The organism is Roseovarius sp. B08 (genome assembly GCF_051417955.1).
GTDB lineage: Bacteria > Pseudomonadota > Alphaproteobacteria > Rhodobacterales > Rhodobacteraceae > Roseovarius.
Genome location: NZ_JBPRLW010000001.1, coordinates 2,675,498 through 2,696,514 on the forward strand (window position 1 = coordinate 2,675,498; position 21,017 = coordinate 2,696,514).

22 protein-coding genes and 1 pseudogene are annotated in these 21,017 nt (G+C 65.7%); 14 read left to right on the forward strand and 9 right to left on the reverse strand.

Features of this window, described 5'->3' with window-relative positions:
• Nucleotides 1-30 precede the first annotated feature (30 nt).
• Nucleotides 31-1,194, reverse strand: a complete 1,164-nt coding sequence (locus tag ACSQ76_RS13535) for an isovaleryl-CoA dehydrogenase (protein WP_437156991.1) — start codon at nt 1,192-1,194, stop codon at nt 31-33.
• A gap of 147 nt (nt 1,195-1,341) precedes the next feature.
• On the opposite strand from ACSQ76_RS13535, the gene ACSQ76_RS13540 reads away from it, so the two are divergent.
• Both ACSQ76_RS13540 and ACSQ76_RS13545 read left to right on the forward strand, forming a co-directional pair.
• Nucleotides 1,342-1,812: a pyridoxamine 5'-phosphate oxidase family protein gene (locus ACSQ76_RS13540; RefSeq protein WP_437156992.1), complete on the forward strand. Its 471-nt coding sequence runs from the start codon at nt 1,342-1,344 to the stop codon at nt 1,810-1,812.
• Entirely contained in the window at nt 1,812-2,279 is a 468-nt protein-coding gene (locus ACSQ76_RS13545; RefSeq protein WP_437156993.1) for a CreA family protein, read from the forward strand. Before ACSQ76_RS13540 ends, ACSQ76_RS13545 begins: the two co-directional genes overlap by 1 nt.
• A gap of 172 nt (nt 2,280-2,451) precedes the next feature.
• On the opposite strand, the gene ACSQ76_RS13550 is transcribed toward ACSQ76_RS13545, so the two are convergent.
• Together ACSQ76_RS13550 and ACSQ76_RS13555 are read right to left on the reverse strand one after the other, a co-directional pair.
• Nucleotides 2,452-3,651: a DegT/DnrJ/EryC1/StrS family aminotransferase gene (locus ACSQ76_RS13550; RefSeq protein ID WP_437156994.1), complete on the reverse strand. Its 1,200-nt coding sequence runs from the start codon at nt 3,649-3,651 to the stop codon at nt 2,452-2,454.
• 85 nt (nt 3,652-3,736) lie between these two features.
• Nucleotides 3,737-4,414: an HAD-IA family hydrolase gene (locus ACSQ76_RS13555; protein WP_437156995.1), complete on the reverse strand. Its 678-nt coding sequence runs from the start codon at nt 4,412-4,414 to the stop codon at nt 3,737-3,739.
• A gap of 146 nt (nt 4,415-4,560) precedes the next feature.
• Here ACSQ76_RS13555 and glmU point away from each other — a divergent pair, with 146 nt between their 5' ends.
• Genes glmU through ACSQ76_RS13570 form a run of 3 tightly spaced genes read left to right on the forward strand, consistent with a single transcriptional unit; the run spans nt 4,561 to nt 8,410 of the window.
• Nucleotides 4,561-5,916, forward strand: coding sequence for a bifunctional UDP-N-acetylglucosamine diphosphorylase/glucosamine-1-phosphate N-acetyltransferase GlmU (glmU, locus tag ACSQ76_RS13560; RefSeq protein WP_437156996.1), 1,356 nt, complete (start codon nt 4,561-4,563; stop codon nt 5,914-5,916).
• Nucleotides 5,916-7,739: a glutamine--fructose-6-phosphate transaminase (isomerizing) gene (gene glmS, locus ACSQ76_RS13565; RefSeq protein ID WP_437156997.1), complete on the forward strand. Its 1,824-nt coding sequence runs from the start codon at nt 5,916-5,918 to the stop codon at nt 7,737-7,739. Before glmU ends, glmS begins: the two co-directional genes overlap by 1 nt.
• Entirely contained in the window at nt 7,736-8,410 is a 675-nt protein-coding gene (locus tag ACSQ76_RS13570) for a DNA alkylation repair protein (protein WP_437156998.1), read from the forward strand. The genes glmS and ACSQ76_RS13570 overlap by 4 nt, the downstream gene beginning before the upstream one ends.
• Nucleotides 8,411-8,425: 15 nt before the next feature.
• On the opposite strand, the gene ACSQ76_RS13575 is transcribed toward ACSQ76_RS13570, so the two are convergent.
• The gene (locus tag ACSQ76_RS13575; protein ID WP_437156999.1) at nt 8,426-8,923 is read right to left on the reverse strand and encodes a hypothetical protein; all 498 of its coding nucleotides are present in this window, start codon (nt 8,921-8,923) and stop codon (nt 8,426-8,428) included.
• Between the two features lie 86 nt (nt 8,924-9,009).
• On the opposite strand from ACSQ76_RS13575, the gene moaA reads away from it, so the two are divergent.
• The 5 genes and pseudogenes from moaA (at nt 9,010) to ACSQ76_RS13600 (ending at nt 13,599) form a co-directional block, all read left to right on the forward strand.
• A complete protein-coding gene (moaA, locus tag ACSQ76_RS13580; RefSeq protein ID WP_437157000.1) occupies nt 9,010-10,017 on the forward strand; it encodes a GTP 3',8-cyclase MoaA in 1,008 nt (335 codons plus the stop codon).
• Nucleotides 10,017-11,303, forward strand: coding sequence for a 3-deoxy-D-manno-octulosonic acid transferase (locus tag ACSQ76_RS13585; protein ID WP_437157001.1), 1,287 nt, complete (start codon nt 10,017-10,019; stop codon nt 11,301-11,303). The genes moaA and ACSQ76_RS13585 overlap by 1 nt, the downstream gene beginning before the upstream one ends.
• A 34-nt stretch (nt 11,304-11,337) precedes the next feature.
• Nucleotides 11,338-12,378: a glycosyltransferase family 4 protein gene (locus ACSQ76_RS13590; protein WP_437157002.1), complete on the forward strand. Its 1,041-nt coding sequence runs from the start codon at nt 11,338-11,340 to the stop codon at nt 12,376-12,378.
• 78 nt (nt 12,379-12,456) lie between these two features.
• A complete protein-coding gene (locus tag ACSQ76_RS13595) occupies nt 12,457-12,870 on the forward strand; it encodes a DUF4177 domain-containing protein (protein ID WP_437157003.1) in 414 nt (137 codons plus the stop codon).
• Between the two features lie 106 nt (nt 12,871-12,976).
• A pseudogene (locus ACSQ76_RS13600) lies at nt 12,977-13,599 on the forward strand (J domain-containing protein).
• Nucleotides 13,600-13,678: 79 nt separating this feature from the next.
• Here ACSQ76_RS13600 and msrB read toward each other — a convergent pair.
• The 4 genes from msrB to ACSQ76_RS13620 form a co-directional block, all read right to left on the reverse strand.
• Nucleotides 13,679-14,149, reverse strand: coding sequence for a peptide-methionine (R)-S-oxide reductase MsrB (gene msrB / locus ACSQ76_RS13605; protein WP_437157004.1), 471 nt, complete (start codon nt 14,147-14,149; stop codon nt 13,679-13,681).
• A gap of 73 nt (nt 14,150-14,222) precedes the next feature.
• Nucleotides 14,223-14,777, reverse strand: a complete 555-nt coding sequence (locus tag ACSQ76_RS13610; RefSeq protein ID WP_306130623.1) for a fasciclin domain-containing protein — start codon at nt 14,775-14,777, stop codon at nt 14,223-14,225.
• 107 nt (nt 14,778-14,884) lie between these two features.
• Nucleotides 14,885-15,580, reverse strand: coding sequence for an anti-sigma factor (locus ACSQ76_RS13615; RefSeq protein ID WP_437157005.1), 696 nt, complete (start codon nt 15,578-15,580; stop codon nt 14,885-14,887).
• Nucleotides 15,577-16,125: a sigma-70 family RNA polymerase sigma factor gene (locus ACSQ76_RS13620; protein ID WP_437157006.1), complete on the reverse strand. Its 549-nt coding sequence runs from the start codon at nt 16,123-16,125 to the stop codon at nt 15,577-15,579. Before ACSQ76_RS13620 ends, ACSQ76_RS13615 begins: the two co-directional genes overlap by 4 nt.
• A 141-nt stretch (nt 16,126-16,266) precedes the next feature.
• Here ACSQ76_RS13620 and cobS point away from each other — a divergent pair, with 141 nt between their 5' ends.
• From cobS to ACSQ76_RS13640, 4 genes are read left to right on the forward strand one after another with little or no spacing between them, the layout of a single operon-like run.
• The gene (gene cobS / locus ACSQ76_RS13625; protein ID WP_437157007.1) at nt 16,267-17,253 is read left to right on the forward strand and encodes a cobaltochelatase subunit CobS; all 987 of its coding nucleotides are present in this window, start codon (nt 16,267-16,269) and stop codon (nt 17,251-17,253) included.
• Between the two features lie 3 nt (nt 17,254-17,256).
• The gene (locus ACSQ76_RS13630; RefSeq protein ID WP_437157008.1) at nt 17,257-17,685 is read left to right on the forward strand and encodes a hypothetical protein; all 429 of its coding nucleotides are present in this window, start codon (nt 17,257-17,259) and stop codon (nt 17,683-17,685) included.
• A 12-nt stretch (nt 17,686-17,697) separates the two neighbouring features.
• A complete protein-coding gene (locus ACSQ76_RS13635; protein WP_437157009.1) occupies nt 17,698-17,961 on the forward strand; it encodes a hypothetical protein in 264 nt (87 codons plus the stop codon).
• A gap of 4 nt (nt 17,962-17,965) precedes the next feature.
• Nucleotides 17,966-19,201: a lytic murein transglycosylase gene (locus ACSQ76_RS13640; RefSeq protein ID WP_437157010.1), complete on the forward strand. Its 1,236-nt coding sequence runs from the start codon at nt 17,966-17,968 to the stop codon at nt 19,199-19,201.
• A gap of 59 nt (nt 19,202-19,260) precedes the next feature.
• Here the strand turns inward: ACSQ76_RS13640 and ACSQ76_RS13645 are convergent, their stop codons facing one another.
• Entirely contained in the window at nt 19,261-20,925 is a 1,665-nt protein-coding gene (locus tag ACSQ76_RS13645; RefSeq protein ID WP_437158207.1) for a chloride channel protein, read from the reverse strand.
• Nucleotides 20,926-21,017 lie beyond the last annotated feature (92 nt).

Sequence of the window (21,017 nt, forward strand, 5' to 3'; positions counted from 1 at the left end):
ACCACGGAGACCCCGGAAAACTTCATGGGCCTATGCCATCGCCCCCATCAGCTCGCGCCCGATCAGCATCCGCCTGATCTCGGACGTGCCCGCTCCGATCTCCATCAGCTTGGCATCGCGAAAGATCCGCGCCACGGCGGCATCGTTCAAAAACCCGGCACCGCCCATCGCCTGCACCGCCTGGTGCGCCTGCACCATCGCCTGCTCGCTGGCGTAAAGACAACAGGCCGCCGCGTCCTGCCGCGTCACCTCGCCCCGGTCGCACGCCTTGGCCACCTCGTAGACATAGGCCCGGGCCGAGTTCATTGCCGTGTACATGTCCGCGATCTTGCCCTGCATCAGCTGGAAGTTCCCGATGGGCTGCCCGAACTGCTTGCGCTCGGCCATGTAGGGCATGATCTCGTCCAGGCAGGCCGCCATGATCCCCAGGCCGATCCCGGCCAGCACCACGCGCTCGTAATCCAGACCCGACATCAGCACCTTCACGCCCTTGCCTTCCTCGCCCAGCACGTTCTCGAACGGCACTTCCACGTCCTCGAAGATCAGCTCGGCGGTATTGCTGCCGCGCATCCCCAGCTTGTCGAAATGCGCCGATGTGGTGAAGCCCGTCATCGCCTTCTCGATCAGGAACGCGGTGATTCCCTTGGCCCCCGCCTCCGGCTCGGTCTTGGCATAAACCACCAGCGTATCGGCATCCGGCCCGTTGGTGATCCAGTACTTGTTGCCGTTCAGGCGATAGTGATCGTTGCGCTTCTCGGCCTTCAGGCTCATCGACACCACGTCACTGCCCGCGCCCGCCTCGGACATGGCCAGCGCGCCGACATGTTCGCCGCTGATCAACCCCGGCAGATATTTCGCCCGCTGCTCATCGCTGCCGTTCAGCTTGATCTGGTTCACGCACAGGTTGGAATGCGCGCCATAGCTCAATGACACGCTGGCCGAGGCCCGCGCCACCTCCTCCACCGCGACGACATGCGCCAGATACCCCATCCCGACGCCGCCATGCTCCTCCGGCACGGTGATGCCCAACAGGCCCAGCTCGCCCATCTCGGTCCAAAGCTCGGACGGAAACACGTTCGTCCGGTCGATCTCGGCCGCCATCGGCTTGACCCGCTCCTGCGCCCAGCGATGCACCATCTCGCGCAAGCTGTGCACGTCGTCGCCAAGGTCGAACTTCATCACCGCGTCGAACATTCTCACCCCTCCCGGCGTTTATTGAACACTTGTTCATTTATAGTCCCGGCCCGGCCTCCCGTCAATCCCGCGCGCAGCGCCGGAACCGATTCCGCCGGCCACGGGTTGGGCCCCCAGACACCCTCATTCTAACAAAGGAGTCTTCCGATGTCCGATGATCTGCGAGAAACCCTGTGGAAGCGCCTCGACAGCCTGCAAGCCGGCATGCTGTCCTCACCCAGCGCCCCGCCCCGCCCCATGGCCCCCAGCATCACCGACGAGGACAACGCCATCTGGTTCGTGACCGCCAAGGGCACCGACATCGCCGATGCCGCGGCCAACGGCGAGACCTGCAAGTTCATCGCCGCCTGCCCCGATGCGCAGCTCTACGCCGATATCGACGGCGCGCTGTCAGTCGAAACCAGCGAGGCCAAGCTGGACGAGATCTGGTCGCCCATGGCCGCCGTCTGGTTCGAGGACGGTCGTCAGGACGACGACATCGTGCTGGTGTCCATGCGCCCGAAAAAGGCCGCCGTCTGGGCCACCGACGGCAATGCCAAGTCGCTCTTCGAGTTCGCCCGCGCCTCGCTCCAGAACGACAAGCCCGACGTGGGCACCCACGGCACGGTCACGTTCTGATGCGCCTCGCGCTTCTCGGGATCGCCGCGCTGACGATTCCCATGATCTCGCCCGCCCGCGCCGAGCAGGTGGGCGAGATCGGCGTCGACTGGGCCGGCAACGACATCATCCTCGAGGCGATCGAGGACCCCGAGGTTGAGGGCGTCACCTGTCATCTCGCCTATTTCGAGCGCGGCCTGATCGACCGTCTTGCCAACGGCAACTGGTTCGAGGACCCCTCGAACAGCGCCATCGAATGCCAGCAGACCGGCCCGATCACGATCGGCGACATCGACCGCTCCGAAGACGGCGAGGACGTGTTCCGCGCCAGCCGCTCGATCATCTTCAAGACCCTGCGCGTGAAACGCATCCTCGATGCGGACCGCAACACGCTGGTCTACATCTCGCACGGTCGCGAACTGTCGCAAGGCTCGGCCAAGGTTTCGATCTCCACGGTCCCGATTCCAACAGATATTTCACAGAAATGACCCGCCAGGACAGGCCGGCAGCAAGGCCGGACGACCGCGCGGTGCATTAACCGCGTGCGTTTCGTTAAGCCCGCCAACGTCTGACAATCGCACCGACGCGCCGCCCCCCCCGGATACCGACGTGATACCGACGTCCGGAATTGCCCTCCGATTCGCCGTTAACCTTGTCGGCTCAGGACGCAGCGGCCTGTTGCACCGCCCCCACTTCCGCCCGGATGATCCGCGCGATCAGCGCGCAATCGTCCAGGGTAAAGGTCAGCGGCAGGCGCATGTCCAGAATGCCTTTCAGCACCCTGTCGCTTGCGGGCATCGGCATGCTCTGCGCATAGCGCCAGCTGTCGTAGCGGCTGGTGAACCCCACCGGCTCCGCGCCCCCGAACCACTTCAGTTCCACGCCCCGTTTCGCGCACCGTTCGACCACCTCCGCGATGGCCCCGTCGCTCCAGTCCAGCAACAGGAACTGGATCGAAGAGCCAACATAAGTCTCCGCCTCCGGCCGCTCCACCAACGTCAGTCCGGGCGTGCCCCGCAGGCCCTGCTCGACCACGCGATACCGCGCGTTCCATTTGGCGCATTGCGCATCCAACGCCTTGAGTTGCGGGCGTAAAATCGCCGCGCGCAGGTGGTCCATCCGGCCCGAGACATTGGGCGTGTCGTACTTTACCTTCTCGAATTCCTCCTCCGGCGGCACCGTCCCGTGCCGGCCATACAGCATATAGGACCCCGACAGTATCGCGGCCTTCGCCATGACGCTTGGGTCGTCCGTCACAAGCAGGCCGCCCTCGCCCGAATTCATGTGCTTGTAGGTCTGCGTCGAATAGCACCCGATCAGCCCATGCCGCCCCGACGGCACACCGTTCCACGCCGCCCCCATCGTGTGGGCACAATCCTCCACGATGGTCAGGTCATGCGCGCAGGCGATCTCCACCACCCGGTCCATGTCGCACAGATGTCCGCGCATGTGGCTCAGCATCAGGATGCGCGCCTCGCCCGCCTTGTTAACCAGATCTTCAAGGTCGATGGTCAGACTCTCGGTCACGCCGACGAACACCGGCACCGCACCGACGCTGGCAATCGCTCCCGGCACCGGCGCCAGGGTGAAAGCATTCGTTAACACCTTTTCGCCGGGCTGCACGCCCAGTGCCCGCAGCGCCGTGGCCATCGCGTACCCGCCCGAGGCGACGGCCAGCGCGTATTTCGCGCCCGTGTAGGCCGCGAATTCCTGCTCCAGCAGGCCCACCTCGCCCAGCTCGCCGGGCGTCAGGTTGTAGCGGTGCAGACGCCCGCTCTGCATCACCTCCATCGCGGCACGAATCCCCTCTTCGGGGATCGGCTCCTGCTGGGTGAAACTGCGTGTGAAAACCTCGCTCATGGGCTTTTATTGCGGTCCCGCGCGGCGCAGGTCAACGCCCAAGCGCCTGCCGAAAAGCGGCATTTCGCTTTCCCGAAACCGGGTTTCAGGCGAAAAGCCTGCGCACTACCTCGGGCAACTCGTCGAAATGGTCGATCGTCGCCTCGGGCTCCAGCGCCCGCACATCCTCGTCGCCCGGCCCGAACGTCACCAGTACCGACGGCACCTTGGCCGCCTTCGACGTCTCGCGGTCCGTTACCGTGTCCCCCACCAGCAGGCAGCGGCCCGGATCGCCGCCCACCCGCCGCACCACCTCGCGCAACGGCTCGGGATCGGGCTTGCGCACGGCCAGCGTGTCGGCCCCCACCAACGCGCCAAAGCGGTCCAGCACGCCCAGGGACGTCATCAGCTTCAGCGCCAGCGCCTCGGGCTTGTTGGTGCAGATCGCCACCGGATGCCCCGCCAGCCGCAGGGTCTCCACCGCGTCCATCGCACCGGGATAGAACACCGTGTGCGTGTCGATCGCCTCGCCGTAAGCCTCCAGAAGAATTGGATATTGCCGGTCGATCTCGTCAAAATCATCTGCCCGCCCCAGCCGCTTCATGCCAAGCGTCAGCATCGCCCGCCCCCCGCGCAGCGCGGTGCCCGCATCCGCCACGGGATCCAGCAGATCGCCGACGCCCATCCCCCGGAAACAGGCATTGGCGGCGGCAATCAGGTCGCCGCTCGTATCCGCCAGCGTCCCGTCCAGATCGAACACCACCGTGCCCGGACCATCACCCATACTTCGCCCCCTCTTGTCATCCTGCAACGGTCGGCACAATTCCGCCCGCCCCTGTCACATCCCGCAATCATCTTTGATACGGCCCAGCCTTGCACGGCTTGCGCAACCGGATAAAACGGGCGCGTCAGGAAGGAAAGAGAAACCATATGAGCATAAGCCTGATCGTCCTGGCCGCGGGCCAGGGCACCCGCATGAAATCGGACCTGCCCAAGGTGCTGCACCAGATCGCCGGTGCGCCGATGCTGGTCCACGCCCTGCGGGCCGGGTCGGCCCTGTCCCCCGATCGCACCGTCGTGGTCACCGGCCACGGGTCCGAGGCCGTGGCGGCGGCGGCGACCGACTATGACCCGGACATCCTGACCGCGCATCAGGCCACCCAGGACGGCACCGCCCACGCCGTTGCGCAGGCCGAGGCCGCGCTCGCGGGCTACGAGGGCGACGCCATCGTCCTCTACGGCGACACGCCCTTCATCTCCGAGGAGACGCTGCACCGCATGGTCGAGGCCCGCACCCGGCACGACGTGGTCGTCCTGGGGTTCGACACTGCCGATCCGGGACGCTATGGCCGTCTGGTCATGTCCGGCGACCGCCTTGAAAAAATTGTCGAATTCAAGGACGCCGACGACAGCACCCGCGCCATCACCTTCTGCAATTCCGGCGTCATCGCCGCCTCCGCGCCGATGCTGTTCGACCTCATCCGCGCCGTCACCAACGACAACGCGGCGGGCGAATACTACCTCACCGACATCGTCGGCATCGCCCACGACCGGGGCCTCTCGGCCACCGCCATCGCCTGCCCCGAGGCCGAGACGATGGGCATCAATTCCCGCGCCGAACTGGCCGTGGCCGAGGCCGCCTTCCAGGCTCGCGCCCGCGCCACGGCGCTCGATGACGGCATCACGCTGACGGCCCCCGAGACCGTCCATTTCGCCTATGACACCGTGCTGGGCCGCGACACGATCGTCGAACCCAACGTGGTCTTCGGCCCCGGCGTCACCGTCGAATCCGGCGCCACGATCCGCGCTTTCTCGCATCTCGAAGGCTGCCACGTCTCGCGCGGCGCCATCGTCGGCCCTTATGCCCGCCTGCGCCCCGGCGCGGAACTGGCCGAGGACACCCGCATCGGCAATTTCGTCGAGGTCAAGAACGCCCTCATCGGCGAAGGCGCCAAGGTCAATCACCTCAGCTATATCGGCGACGCCTCGGTGGGCGAGGCCAGCAACATCGGCGCGGGCACCATCACCTGCAATTACGACGGCGTGATGAAGCACCGCACCGAGATCGGCGCGCGGGTCTTCGTGGGCTCCAACACCATGCTGGTCGCGCCGGTGAAACTGGGCGACGAGTCGATGACAGGCTCCGGCTCGGTCATCACCAGCGACGTGCCCGAAGGTGCGCTCGCCATCGCCCGCAGCCCGCAGGCCAACAAGCCGGGCATGGCGCGCAAATTGTTCGAAATGCTAAAGTCCAGACGGGCCAAGCAAGCGAAAGAGGCAGGATAATGTGTGGAATTGTAGGGGTCCTCGGCAAGCACGAAGCCGCGCCCATCCTCGTCGAGGCGCTGAAACGCCTTGAATATCGCGGCTATGACAGCGCCGGGATCGCCACGATCAACGGCAAGCAGCTCGACCGCCGCCGCGCCGTCGGCAAGCTGGTGAACCTGTCGGACCTACTGGTGCACGAGCCCCTGCGCGGCAAGTCCGGCATCGGTCACACCCGCTGGGCCACGCATGGTGCACCCAACACCGTCAACGCCCACCCGCACAAGGCCGGGCCGGTGGCGGTGGTCCACAACGGCATCATCGAGAACTTCCGCGAACTGCGCAGCGAACTGGCCGATGCGGGCCTCGCGCACGAGACCGACACCGACACCGAGACCGTCGCCATGCTGGTCCATCACCTGATGCAGCAAGGCCAGACCCCTGTCGAGGCCGCCAAATCCGCCATCGCCCGGCTGGAAGGCGCCTACGCGCTCGGGTTCCTGTTCGATGGCGAGGACGACCTGATCGTCGCCGCCCGCAAGGGCAGCCCGCTGGCCATCGGCCACGGCGACGGCGAGATGTATGTCGGCTCCGACGCCATTGCGCTCGCCCCCCTCACCGACCGGATCACCTATCTGGAGGAAGGCGACATCGCCGTCGTCACCCGCACCACGCTCGACATCATCGACGCCCGCGGCAACCGCGCCAACCGCGCCGTCCGTACCATTCAGATCGACAGCACCCATGTCGACAAGGGCGGGCACAAGCACTTCATGGCCAAGGAAATCGCCGAACAGCCCGCGGTGATCGGCGACACCCTGCGCCATTATCTGTCCGAGGCCGGAAACGGCCTCACCCTGCCGCAGCCGGAACTCGACTTCACCCAGTACGACCGCCTGACCATGGTGGCTTGCGGCACCGCCTATTACGCCTGCCTGACCGCGAAATACTGGTTCGAGCAACTGGCCGGCCTGCCCGTCGATGTCGATATCGCATCCGAGTTCCGGTACCGCGAGCCACCGATCCCTGCCAGGACCGGCGCCATTTTCGTCAGCCAGTCGGGCGAAACCGCCGACACGCTCGCCGCCCTGCGTTTCTGCGAAGGGCGCGCGGCCAAGATCCTGTCGATCATCAACGTCCCCGAAAGCTCGATCGCCCGCGAAAGCGACCTCGCCCTGCCGATCCATGCGGGCGTCGAAATCGGCGTGGCCTCCACCAAGGCCTTCACCTGCCAGCTGACCGTGCTCTTGCTGATGGCGATCAAGGCCGCGTCCGACCGCGAAACGCTTGATCCTGCGCGCATCTCGGACCTGCTGTCGCACCTGCGCGGCCTGCCCTCGACCATCAACAACACGCTGGAACTGAACGCCGATTTCCACAAGGCCGCCAATCGCTTGGCAACGGCCGACAACGCGCTCTTCCTCGGGCGCGGCCTGATGTATCCGCTGGCCCTCGAAGGCGCTTTGAAACTCAAGGAAATCAGCTACATCCACGCCGAGGCCTATGCCTCGGGCGAGTTGAAGCACGGACCCATCGCGCTCATCGACAAGAAGATGCCGGTGATCGTCATGGCCCCGCGCGACGGGCTGTTCGACAAGACGGTGTCCAACATGCAGGAGGTCATGGCCCGCGGCGGCAAGGTGATGCTGATCACCGACGCCCCCGGCGCCGAGGCGGCCGCCGACGACACCTGGATGACGCTGGTCCTGCCACAGGTCGACCCGGTCCTGTCGCCCATCCTCTATGCCGTGCCCGCACAGCTTCTGGCCTACCACACCGCCGTCGCCAAGGGCACCGACGTGGACCAGCCGCGCAACCTCGCAAAGTCCGTGACCGTGGAATGACGCTCGAAGATGCCCTGGACCAGCTTCGCGGCCATGCCGAACCCGGCCGGGCCGAAGGCATGGCGGACTATCACAAGGTGCCGCGCGACTATCTCGGCGTGCCCAACCCGGCGATCAATGACCTGACGACCGAATGGCGCCGCGCGCTTGGCGTCGAGGAACGTGTGGCGCTGGCCGACGCGCTCTGGCGCACGAACATCTTCGAGGCCCGCCTCGCCGCCGCCAAGCTGCTGACTCAAGCCCGGATCACGCCCGACGATGCCGTCTGGGCGCTCATCACCGCGTGGCTGCCCGACCTCGACAGCTGGGCCATCGCCGACCACGCCATGACGGCCGGGCAAAAGCGGCTCATGGCCGATCTCACCCGCATGGACGAGGTCGAGACCTGGACCACCTCCGAAAGCCACTGGATCCGCCGCGCCGCGATGGTCGTCACCCTGCCTCTGGCCAAGCTCAACAATCTCAGACCGACTGAGGCCGAAGCGCGCGAACGCGTGCTGGCCTGGGCCGCGGCCTACGTGCAGGACAGCGAGTGGTTCATTCAGAAATCCGTCGCATGGTGGCTGCGGGACCTGTCCAAGCATGACCCGGACCGCGTGCGCGCCTTCATGGCCGAGAACGGCCGCCACATGAAGCCCTTCGCCCGAAAGGAAGCCGAAAAGCTGCTGTAGTTTCAGCGGCAGGGTTCACTCGCCTGTCGCGAAAACCCTTACCTCGGGCAACCCCGTCAAATCCGCTTCCAACAGCCGCATCGCCGCCAGCGACAGCTGGCTGCCCGATCCCGCCTCCCCGTCCAGTGGGATCAGGTCCACAGCCACGGTGGTTCCCTTCGCGGGATACTCCACCCGGCCCTTGCCGGGGGCCGAGACCAGCGGGGTCTTCATCCAGATGCCCGGCTCGGCCACTGCGCCCAGCGACGCGACCGTGGTGCCAAGGTCCCTGTCGCCGCCACCGCCCTGCGCCTCTTCGACCGCCGCCGTCCGTTCTTCTTCGGTGGTGGTGTCGAACTGATCGGCGGTCTGCGCATTGGCCGGCGGGGCGATACCCGCGGTCTGTGCCTCCGCCCCGGCTTCGGCGCTCTCGGGCGCGGGCTCGGACGGCGGCGCCTGCTGCTGCATGGTGGGCAACATATCACAGGCCGAAAGGCCGAACGTACAGGCGACAAGGCAGACAAATCGTTTCATACGGTCACCTTATGATCCTTGCGCCCGGGCTTCAATTGCCAAGATGCCCCTTGCCGTTTATCGGCGGGTTGCATACGTTCTGCCCCATGACCGCACCACTTATAGACCCGTTCCAGCGCGCGATCTCCTACCTGCGCGTCTCCGTCACCGACCGCTGCGATTTTCGCTGCGTCTACTGCATGTCGGAGAACATGACCTTCCTGCCCAAGAAGGAACTTCTGACGCTGGAAGAGCTTGACCGCATGTGCAGCACCTTCGTGCGCATGGGCGTGGAAAAGCTGCGGATCACCGGCGGCGAACCGCTGGTGCGGCGCAACATCATGCATTTCTTCCACGGCATGAAACGCCACCTCGACAGCGGCGACCTCAAGGAACTCACGCTCACCACCAACGGCTCGCAACTCGCCCGGTTCAGCGAAGATCTCCATGCCGCGGGCGTGCGCCGGGTGAACGTGTCGCTCGACACGCTGGACGAGAAGAAATTCGCCGACATCACTCGCTGGGGCCGCCTGCCCCAGGTTCTCAAGGGCATCGACGCGGCCCAGGCGGCGGGCCTGCGGATCAAGATCAACGTCGTCGCCCTCAAGGGCTTCAACGAGGACGAGCTTTTCGACATCGTCGCTTGGTGCAAATCCCGCGACATGGACCTGACCTTCATCGAGGTCATGCCGATGGGCGATATCGGCAACGAGGATCGGCTGGACCAGTACTGGAAACTCTCCGACCTGCGCCGCACCCTGGCAGAGCAATACACCCTGACCGAACTGACCGAGCGTACCGGCGGCCCCGCCCGCTATGTGCGGCTGGAAGAAACCGGCCAGAAGATCGGCTTCATCACGCCGCTCACCCATAATTTCTGCGAAAGCTGCAACCGCGTGCGCCTGACCTGCACCGGCGAGCTTTACATGTGCCTCGGCCAGGAAGACATGGCCGACCTGCGCGCGCCCCTGCGCAACACGCCGAACGATGACGCCCCGCTCGAGGCCGCCATCCGCGAGGCCATCACCCGCAAGCCCAAGGGCCACGATTTCGACTACTCCCGCCAGACCGTGGACGGGCGCGTCTCCCGCCACATGAGCCACACCGGCGGCTGATGCCCCACACTGCCGCGCCCCTGCCCGTGCGTCTTTACGGCGTGGCGGCCAATCTGCTTGAGCGGCTGGCCTATCGCCGCGTCTCGGAAAACCTGTCCCGGCAGGGTATTCCGGCAAACCGCCTGACCGAAAGGTTGGGCCACGCCACCGCGACGCGGCCCGAGGGCGATTTGCTGTGGTTCCACGCGGCCTCGGTCGGCGAAAGCCTCTCGGTCCTGCGCCTGATCGAGCAGTTGGGCGAAACCCATACCGGCCTGTCCTTCCTCATAACCTCCGGCACCGCCACCTCGGCCCAGATCGTCGGCAACCGTCTGCCGCCGCGCACCACGCATCAGTTCGCACCACTTGATTCCCGCCGCGTCGTGACCCGCTTCCTCGACCACTGGCGCCCCTCGGCCGCGGTTTTCGTCGAAAGCGAGCTCTGGCCCCAGATGCTGCGCCTCACCCACCAGGCCGGCGTCCCGCTGGCACTGGTCAACGCCCGCATCTCCGACACCTCCGCCCGCAACTGGAAGCGGTTCCCCCGCACCGCGCGCCATCTCATGAACCATTTCCGCCTGATCCATTGCCAGGACGAGCGCACCGCAAACCACCTGCGCGACCTCGGCCTTGCCCAGGCAGAACCGGGGCTCAACCTCAAATCCGTCGCCGGCCCTTTGCCCTATAACCGCGAAGAGTTGAACCGGATGCAGGCGATCATCGCCGGCCGGCCGGTCTGGCTTGCCGCCTCCACCCATCCGAGCGAGGACGAGGTTGTGCTCACGGCCCACCGCGCCATGACCGGCGGCAATGCCGACGCGCTCCTGATCCTCGTGCCGCGCCATCCCGAACGCGCCCACGATATCGAGCGCCTCATCGCCGAGCACCGCTTCGAAGGCGCCCGCCGCTCCACGGGCATGACCATCACCGGACAGACCCGCGTCTACCTCGCCGACACGCTGGGCGAGATGGGGCTGTGGTACGCCCTCAGCCCGCTCACCTGTGTCTGTGGCACGTTCTCTGACGTCGGCGGCCACAACCCGTTCGAGCCCGCCCATGCCGGTTCCGCCGTGTTGCACGGGCCCCGCTACGCCAACTTTGCCGAGGCTTACGCCCAGATGCAGGCCAGAGACGCCTGTATCGAAGTGGCCGACTCCGATGACCTCGGTGCCAAGCTGACCACCTATCTGGACGACCCCGCCGCACTCGACGCCCTGCGCGACCGCACCCGCACCTTCGCCGCCACGCAGGCCGATGTGCTGGACGACTTTGCTGCCACCCTTTCCAAGGCGCTCGGCCTGCGCTAGCACGATCCCCGAGCCTCAAGGAAAGCCGATCCGCGTGCCGGACCTCATCGTCACCAATTTCAACCGCAATTTCACCGGCGTGTCCTCGACCGCCGCCAGCGTCGTGCGCTGCCAGGTCGAGCAATACGACCTCGCGCTCGCGGGCCACCGCCTGCCCGGCTGCCCCGATCCCGTCAGCAAGGCGCAGGCCGCCACCCTGTCCAGGACGCCACCACCGGGCCGCCCCTTCACCATCTGGCACGTCCGCCGCAATCCCGAAATGCGCGCGGCCCTCTGCGTCCGCGACGTGCTGCGCCGCCCCATCCGCATCGTCTTTACCTCCGCCGCGATCCGGCGGCATTCGGCCTTCCCGCGCTGGCTGATCTCGCGCATGGATGCCGTCATCGCCACGACCGAGGCCGCTGCCGGCTTTGTCCCCCATGTCCGCGCCGTCGCGCCCCACGGCGTCGACACCGCCCGTTTCACGCCTGCCACCGACCGAGCCGCCGCATGGGCCGCCACCGGCTATCCCGGCACCCATGGCGTTGCCACCATCGGCCGCATCCGGCCCGAGAAAGGCACCGACCGCTTCGTCGCCACCATGCTGCGCCTCTTGCCACAACGACCCGGCCTCACCGCTCTCGTCATCGGCCGCGCAGCCAGGTCCGACCAGCCCTTCCTCGACAAGCTCAAGGCGCAGATCGCCGCCGCCGGCCTCACCGATCGCATCCTCTTTCCCGGCGAGGTCGCGCCCGACGCCCTGCCCGCGCTCACACGGTCACTTTCCGCCATCGTCCAGCTGCCCCGCTACGAAGGCTACGGCATGACCCCGCTCGAGGGCATGGCCTCGGGCGTGCCGTTCGTCGCCACCGACACGGGCTATTACCGCAGCTTTTCCAGCCAGGGTCAGACCGGCATCATCGTCCCCGACGACCCGGGCCAGGTCGCCGACGCGCTGGCCGCCCTCCTGTCAGACCCCGATCGCCACGCTGCCATGTCGCACGCCGCCCGCGACATTGCCTGCACCCATTTCAGCGTCGCGCAAGAAGCCGGGATTATCGCACAGGTCTACGAGGATCTCTGGTCCGGCGCTTGACCGCCGCCCCCTCAGGTTTGATGTTGCACCCGGGCTCAGGAACGTTACGATGTCCTGCCAATTTTCGGAGGTTTCCCCGTGATCCAGAAATACGAGTACAAGGTCATCCCCGCCCCCGCCAAGGGCCGCAAGGGCCCCGGCGTCAAGGGCGCCGAGGGCCGTTTCGCCCACGGGCTCGAGACGGTGATCAACGAACTGGCGCTCGAGGGCTGGGAATACCTGCGCGCCGACATCCTGCCCAGCGAAGAGCGCCAGGGCCTGACCTCGTCGCAGACGGTCTATCGCAGCATGCTGGTATTCCGCCGCCCACTAGAGCTTGAAGGCGTCGACAGCCCGCCGCCGCTGCCCTGGGACGAGTATGAGGAAGAGACGCTGGAGACCGAAGGCGAGGCAGAACAAATTCAGTCCTCGCAAGAGGATAGCATCGACGCCACCGACACCGGGGACGACGAACCCGACCTGCCCCAAGACCCCGACAAACCGCGCGAGTAACCCGGGCGAGGCAGATCGAAGCAAGCGGGGAAATTCCCGATCTTTCCTCTTCAATTTGCCGCGCAATCACATACACTCTTGGCCTCGAGTCGCAAAGGGAATGCCAATGGCTAAATCCGATCCGTTTGGTTTCGACATGTCCGTTTCGTCCGCGAAAAAGAAAAATCCGCGCGGCCGGCGGGGCATGTCCGGCGCGTCCGAAACCTCGACGCGCATCTGCGACCACGATGGCTGTGACAAGCCGGGCGTCTATCGTGCCCCCAAGGCGCCCGATGTGCTCGACGACTATTACTGGTTCTGCCAAGAGCATGTGCGCGAGTACAACCTGAAATGGAATTTCTTCAACGGCACCACCGAGGCCGAGATGAATGCCCAGATGTCCTCGGACAAGGTGTGGGAGCGCAAGACCAAGGCGTTCAACGACCCCGAGGCCCGGGCCTGGGCGCGCCTCGGCATCGAGGACCCGCATCAGGTGCTGGGCGGCAATGCCACGCAAAACCCCGGCAAGAACCGCGGCGGCCAGCGCAAGCTGCCCCCACCGAACGTCGCGCGATCGAGATTCTCGAGGCCAGCGAGCACGCCTCCAAGGCCGAGATCCGCAAGGCCTACAAGGCGCTGATCAAGGTGCTGCACCCCGACATCAACGGCGGCGACCGCAGCCAGGAAGAGCAGTTGCAACAGGTTGTCTGGGCCTGGGACCAGATCAAGCAGAGCCGCAACTTCAAGTAGATGCCATCGAAGGGGCGCGCCGGGTCACTCGTACCGTTCCGGGCCCTGAAACTCCCCGGCGCGCACTCGGGCCCGGAATTCAGGCTTCGCGGAACGTCAGGCTGACGCCGTTCAGACAGTGCCGTTTGCCCGTGGGCTGCGGCCCGTCGTCGAAGATATGCCCAAGGTGGCTGCCGCAACGGCGGCAATGGCACTCGGTCCGCGTCGCGAAGAGCGAACGATCCGGCTTGGTGCCGATGGCGTTCGGCATCGCCTTCCAGAAACTGGGCCAGCCGGTTTCGCTGTCATACTTGGTCTCGGACGAATAAAGCGGCAGGTCGCAACCGCGGCAATGATATGTCCCCGATTTATACAGATCGTGCAGCGGGCTGCTGAAGGCGCGTTCGGTGCCTTCCTCGCGCATGACCTCGTATTCCAGATCGGTCAGCATCTCGCGCCACTCCGCCTCGGTGCGTGTCACCTCGAACGACCCCGGCGCGGCAAAGCCCGGCAAAGCGGTCAGGATGGTCCCCCCCGAGAGGGCCGACAGAATGAATTTGCGTCGTTGCATCGTATCCTCCTTAGGTGGTCGTTCGGACGTCAACGGGGGGCGGATGCCCCCCGTTCCCCAGCTAGCGAGGTTGTTACTGCCTGGCAGGCAGCATCACCGTGTCGATCACGTGGATCACGCCGTTGGACTGCTCGACATCGGCGATGGTCACGTTGGCCACGCGGCCGCGCTCGTCTTCCAGCATGATGGTGTTGCCCTGGTACGTGGCCTTCAGCATGCAGCCACCCACGGTCGGCACCATGTGCGCGCCACCGTCATCGTCGACCATGCCCCTGATCGCCGTCGACATCGCATCAGCCGACACCACGTGGCAGGTCAGAATCTCGGTCAGCTGTTTCTTCGCCGCCGGTTGCAGCAAAGCCTGGACAGAGCCTTCACGCAGCTCGCCAAAGGCGGCGTTCGTCGGCGCGAACACGGTAAACGGGCCGTCACCGGACAGCGTATCGACAAGGTCCGCAGCCTTAACAGCAGTGACCAGGGTGGTGTGATCGGCCGAGTTCACGGCGTTCTCGACGATCGTCCTGTCGGCATACATCGCCGCGCCACCGACCATCGGATTGTCGGCATGGGCAACGGTCGCGGTGGTCGCGACGGCCGCGGCGGCGGTCATGGATTTCAGGTTAAACATATCTCTACTCCCTAACATAATGCACTCAAGCCGGGCTTTTTGCCCAACTCACACGCAGTCACGGAAGCGGTGGGCGGAAAGTTTCAGCTGTCTTCGGAAATTTTCCGTCAGACGTCCTCAAGCGGACCGGTAGCCAGGATGTCGCCTGTCGGAGCCCCGGTGGGCGAGCCGCCCTCGGGTTCATCCGAAATCGCCAAGGTGCTGCCCTGCAACACCTCGATCTGTTCCGGCGTCATCGGCAGACGAATGCGTTCATCGTCGGGCAGCACGCCCAGCGACACCGGGGGGTTCTCCCCAGCGATCAGCCACATCTCGATATCGCGGCCGGGGCGGTCCTGCATACCGCGCCGTTCGACATACATCTCCTGCGTGGTGGCGTCATAGCCGGCCGCCAGGATGATCTCTTCCTCACCTTCGGCCCGCAAATCGGCATGATAGACCGGGTTTTCGGGGGGCTGCACGCCCGTACCAGGCAGGTCCACCACGAAGAAGAGTGCCGCCACCAGCGCCACCGCGGCCAGTCCTGTCAGTCCGAACCACCCGAACAATCCGCGCCGCGCCGGACGTTCGTCCGCGAACAGGCGGCGGTCCAGCGTCGCCTTCACCCGCGCCGGCGGGGTCTTTTCCGGAATCTCCTCGGCCAGCAGGGCGAAATCTTCCGCCCATTGGACGTAAAGCGCGCGCAACGCGGGTTCGGCGCCAAGACGCGCCTCGAAGGCCGCGGCCTCCTCGGCCGACAGCAATCCCAGCGCGTATTCACCCGCCAGGACCACGTCGTCGTCTTTTTCCGGCACCTCGCTCATCGCGACAGGCACTCCCTCAGTTTCAACAAGCTGCGGCGCAGCCAGGTTCGCATCGTGTTCAGCGGCACGTCAAACCGCGCCGCCAGGTCGGCATAGGTCTCTCCGTCAAGATACGCCCCGCGCACGGCCTGCGCGCGGTCGGCCTCGAGCTCGTCAAAGCACCCGTCCAACTTTTCCCGCTCCGAGGCCTGCACGGCCTGCGACTCCGGCCCCGGTGCGGAATCGGGCATCGCTTCAGCCAGTCCCTCCGGCATCTGCTCGCCCGTCCCCTTGCGCTTGCGCAGCATGTCGATGGCCGCGTTTCGCGCGATCGTGATCAGCCACGTCATGGGGCTGAACCCGCCCGTGCTGTACCGATCGGCGTTGCGCCAGATCTTGACATAGACCTCCTGCAACACCTCTTCGGCCTCGGCCCGGTTGTTCAACACACGCAGGATCACGCCGAATAGTTTCGCAGACGTCGCGGAATAAAGATCGGAAAATGCGCTCCTGTCCTTCAGGGCGCACCGGCCGATAAGGTTTTCGATAGCCTCGAGGTCTTTCATGGAACGCGCATTCCTTTCGAAACCGGAAACTAGGGCAGGCATATGGCGAGCGCCAGTAATTCTTTCCCTTTCCCTTGCCCTTCCCGGCGATATGTTGCACGGAAGGGCGAGCGGAAAACAGACGATTGAAGGACATGCCAGATGGCCGACGGCAACATGGATCACGACATGAAACCGACCGAGGAGCTTTCGGTCCGCGACGTTTTCGGGATCGACACGGACATGGTCATCAAGGGATTCTCCGACAAAAGCGAGCGCGTGCCGGACATCGACAGCACCTACAAGTTCGACCCCGACACGACGCTGGCTATCCTCGCGGGCTTTTCCCATAACCGCCGCGTCATGGTGCAGGGCTATCACGGCACCGGCAAGTCGACCCATATCGAACAGGTCGCAGCAAGGCTCAACTGGCCTGCCGTACGCGTCAACCTCGACAGCCACATCAGCCGGATCGACCTGATCGGCAAGGACGCGATCAAGCTGCGCGAAGGCGTGCAGGTGACCGAGTTCCACGAGGGCATCCTGCCCTGGGCGCTGCGCAACCCCGTCGCCATCGTGTTCGACGAATACGACGCGGGCCGCGCCGACGTGATGTTCGTCATCCAGCGCGTGCTGGAACATGACGGCAAGCTGACCCTTCTGGACCAGAACGAGATCATCACGCCCCACCCCTGCTTCCGCCTGTTTGCCACGGCCAACACCGTGGGTCTGGGCGACACCACGGGCCTCTACCACGGCGTGCAACAGATCAACCAGGCGCAGATGGACCGCTGGTCACTCGTGGCCACGCTGAACTACCTCAGCCACGACGCCGAGACCGCCATCGTCATCGCCAAGACGCCGCAGATGAACACCGAGGCCGGGCGCAAGACGATCAGCCAGATGGTCACCGTCGCCGACCTCACCCGCACCGCCTTCATGAACGGCGACCTGTCGACCGTCATGAGCCCCCGGACCGTCATCAACTGGGCCCAGAACAGCCGCATCTTCCGCGACGTGGGCTACGCCTTCCGCCTGACCTTCCTCAACAAGTGCGACGAGCTGGAGCGCCAGACCGTGGCCGAATTCTACCAGCGCTGCTTCGACGAGGAACTGCCCGAAAGCGCGGCGAGCGTAAGTTTGGGGTGATCCGTGAAAGGTTTCGCCGTGATCCTGGGCTTCTCCGCACTTGCGGCTTTATCCCCGGCACCGGGCAAGGCTTTGGATCAGGAACAGTCGTTCTTACCCATTTCGGAAAGGCTCGTATCGGAACCCGATTTCGTGACAGCGCGCTGTCACGGCTTTCTGAACGCGGTTCGGATCTACCGCCAGATTATGCGCTCCAACCCGGTGCATGGTCGCGACCGAGCGCGCGGCACGGAATTCGACTGGATCGACGACGCGGACTTTTACAGGCCGCTTACCGAGGCCGCTCAACGCCTCGACGACATGGAAAGTTATGAGCAAGCCTACCTGGACGCGTTCGGCAGCATCGAGGTGCCGTCGCTTGTATCGCACAAACCCCTGTACCAAAGTGACAAGGAGACGTGTCTGACCCGGTTTGGGTCCGATCCCTCCTGAGAGGTCTCAGTTATGCGATACGCGTTCGCGCTCTGCGTCACCTTCCTCGCCGCATGTCATCCCGACAATGTTCGCCTTCTTCATGCCGAAGATGCGGCTGTGGACACCTGCGCGTGCCCCGACCGCGCCTGCGCCCTGCGCTCCGCCACCCCGGTCACCGAGGGACGCGGCCTCTTGATGGAGGACTACGAGAACCTCCCCCAGGAAGAGATCACCCGCTACGAAGCCGCCGTCGAACGCATCACCGCCTGCCTCACCCGTTTTGACGAAGGATGACCGCATGATCCACCTATTGTCCCGCTGCGCTTTGCTTCTTGCCCTGTTCACGGCCCTGCCCGCCCTCGCAGAGGACCGCGCCGCCATCGAACAGCAATTCCGCAGTTGGCTTGAACAGGACATCTGGCCCGCCGCAAGCGCAAAAGGCGTCTCCCGCGCCACGTTCGAGCGGGCCATGAGTGGCGTCCGCCTCAACTGGGACCTGCCCGACCTCGTCCCGCCGGGGTCCGAGGCCACCACGCCCAAACGCCAGACCCAATCCGAATTCGGCGCCCCGGGCCGCTATTTCCGCGGCGTTTCGGGCGACGCCGCCATTGGCCGCGATCTCGCCCGCCGCCACGCATCCACCCTTTCCCGGATCGAGAAACAGACCGGCGTGCCCGGTCGCATCCTGCTGGGCATCTGGGGCCGCGAAAGCGCCTATGGCCGCGCCAGGATCCCCCACAACGTGTTCGATGTCCTGGGCACCAAGGGCTTCATGGCCACCCGCGCCGCCTATTTCCGCGAGGAACTCATCGCCGCCCTGCAAATCGCCGAAGCCGGCCACGCCAGCGGCCCCCTCCGCAGCTCCTGGGCGGGCGCGCTCGGCCAGCCGCAATTCATGCCGTCGAGCTTTCTGCAATACGCCGCCGACGGCGATGGCGACGGACGTGCCGATATCTGGGGCTCGGTGCCCGACACGCTGGCCTCCATCGCCAATTATCTTGCCCGCCACGGTTGGGTCGCGGGCCGCGACTGGGGCTTCGAGATCACCGTGCCCGCTTCCGTTTCCTGTTCCCTCGAAGGCCCCGACCAGGGCCGCCCCATCGCGGAATGGGAAGCCATGGGCATCACCCGCGTCTCGGGCCGCCCTTTCCCCGATCACGAACGCCGCGGCGAAGGCTTCCTGATGATGCCCGCCGGGCGCAACGGCCCGGCCTTCGTGGTCACGCCCAACTTCTACGTGCTCAAGGACTACAACATGTCCGACCTCTACGCGCTTTACGTGGGCCATGTCGGCGACCGCATCCAGTACGGCGTCGGCGATTTCTCCGCCCCGTGGAGCGCGGTGGGCAAGATGTACCGCTCCGACATCGCCGCCATGCAACGCGCCCTCGAGGGTATGGGCCACGACGTGGGTGGCGCCGATGGATTGCCGGGCTTCAAAACCCGCCGTTCCATCGGCCGCTGGCAAGAGGCGACGGGCCAGCCCGCCACCTGCTTTCCCGAACCGGGCATGAAGGCGCAACTGGTGCGTTAGGCGCCAAGAATTTTCAGAAAATTCTTGCCCGGAATTTTCTCAAAATTCCGCCCTCTCCCTCAGCTATGCTCTTCCGCCGAAACCGCCGTCAGCGCGCGGTTATAGGCCTTCAGCGCATCGACATGGAACAGCGCCCCCTGCAATTCGGGCTTCGCATCCTCGCCCGTCAGCGTCACCACCGGGATGAACGCGACGCCCGTGCGCTCGAAGATCGGCATCGCCACGTCCAGCGTCGCGTTGGCGTCGATATAGACCCCGTCCTCGATCAACTCCCAGCAGGCGTCCTCGCGCGCGCTCCGCTCGGCGCCGGTCTCGCGCATCACCCGCCCCGCACGGTACATGGTCAGCAGGTACGCATGGGGACCGGCCGCCAGCCTGACACCCCGCCGCTCCAGCTGCGTCAGGAAGAACGAGTGCCGCACCAGTTTCGACGCCAGCGCGGTGGACATCGACACCGCCACCATCACCGCCAGCCCGGTCTGCCAGTCGCCCGTCAGTTCGAACACGATCAACGTGGTCGATATGGGCGCGCCCAGCACCGCGGCGGCCACCGCCCCCATCCCGGCCAGCGCGTAGAGCGTCGGCGCGCCCGACCATTGCGGCAACAGTGCCGTCGCCACCAGGCCAAAGGCCAGCCCGGTCAGCGCGCCGACCATCAGCGAGGGCGAAAACACCCCGCCTCCCATGCGCCCGCCGATGGTGATCGCCACGGCGACGACTTTGAGGATGCAGAACACCACCGCCTCGTTCCACAGAAGCTTGCCGGTCAGCGCCTTCGAGGTGGTCTCGTACCCCACGCCGATGATATGCGGAAACCCGATCGCCAGAATGCCCAGCATCAGCCCCGCCACCCCGGGGCGCAGCCAGCGCGGCAGACCTGTGCGCGCCTGCACCCGGTCGGCAAAGCCCTCGGCAAAGAAGATCCCCCGCATCAGCGCAAAGGCCACCCCCCCGCACAGCAGCCCCAGGATCAGGAAGGCGGGCAATTCCACATAGAATTCCAACATGCTGGCCACGGGAAGCGCGAACTCGGTCACGTCACCGAATTCCAGCCGGTTGATGACCGTGCCCGCAACCGAGGCGATGACGATCGGCGCAAAGGCATGCAGCGCGAAGTGCCGCAGCACGACCTCCAACGCGAAGAGCGCGCCGGCGATGGGCGCATTGAACGACGCCGACACCGCCGCCGCCACGGCACAGCCCAGAAGGTCGCGGCCGGTGATCCCGTTGGCATTGATCCGGTTGCTGACCCAGGTCGAGATCACGCCGGCCATGTGCACCACCGGCCCTTCGCGCCCCGAAGAGCCGCCCGTGCCCAGCGTGATCATCGACGCCAGCGCCGAGGCCAGGCCGGCCCGCGTTTCCACCCGGCCCTCGTTCAGCGCCGCGCCTTCGATCACGTCGGCCACCGACCGCACACGGCCATCGGGCGTGAAACGGTGCAGGATCGCCCCCACCACCAGCCCACCGCCCACCGGGATCACCAACACCCAGTACCACGGCAGGGTCGACACCCAGCTGTGCATCAGCGACGGGTCTTCAGAGCCGTAAAGCAAAAGCTGCAACGCATTGATGCCCTTGCGGAAGAACAGCGCGGCAAACCCCGCGGCAATGCCGATCCCGAGCGCGATCAGCCAGAATTGGAACTGGCTCGGCCCCTTGTCGCGCAGCACCCGCCACGCGTTCCGGCTGACCCTCCTGGCCCGTCGCGATCCGCGTCGCAACCGGCCCGGACCGGCCCCGTGCTGCGCTGTCCCGGTATCGGTCAACTGCTTGCCCCCAACCTTGTGACGCAGGGCGCTTCCCTGTAGGCACC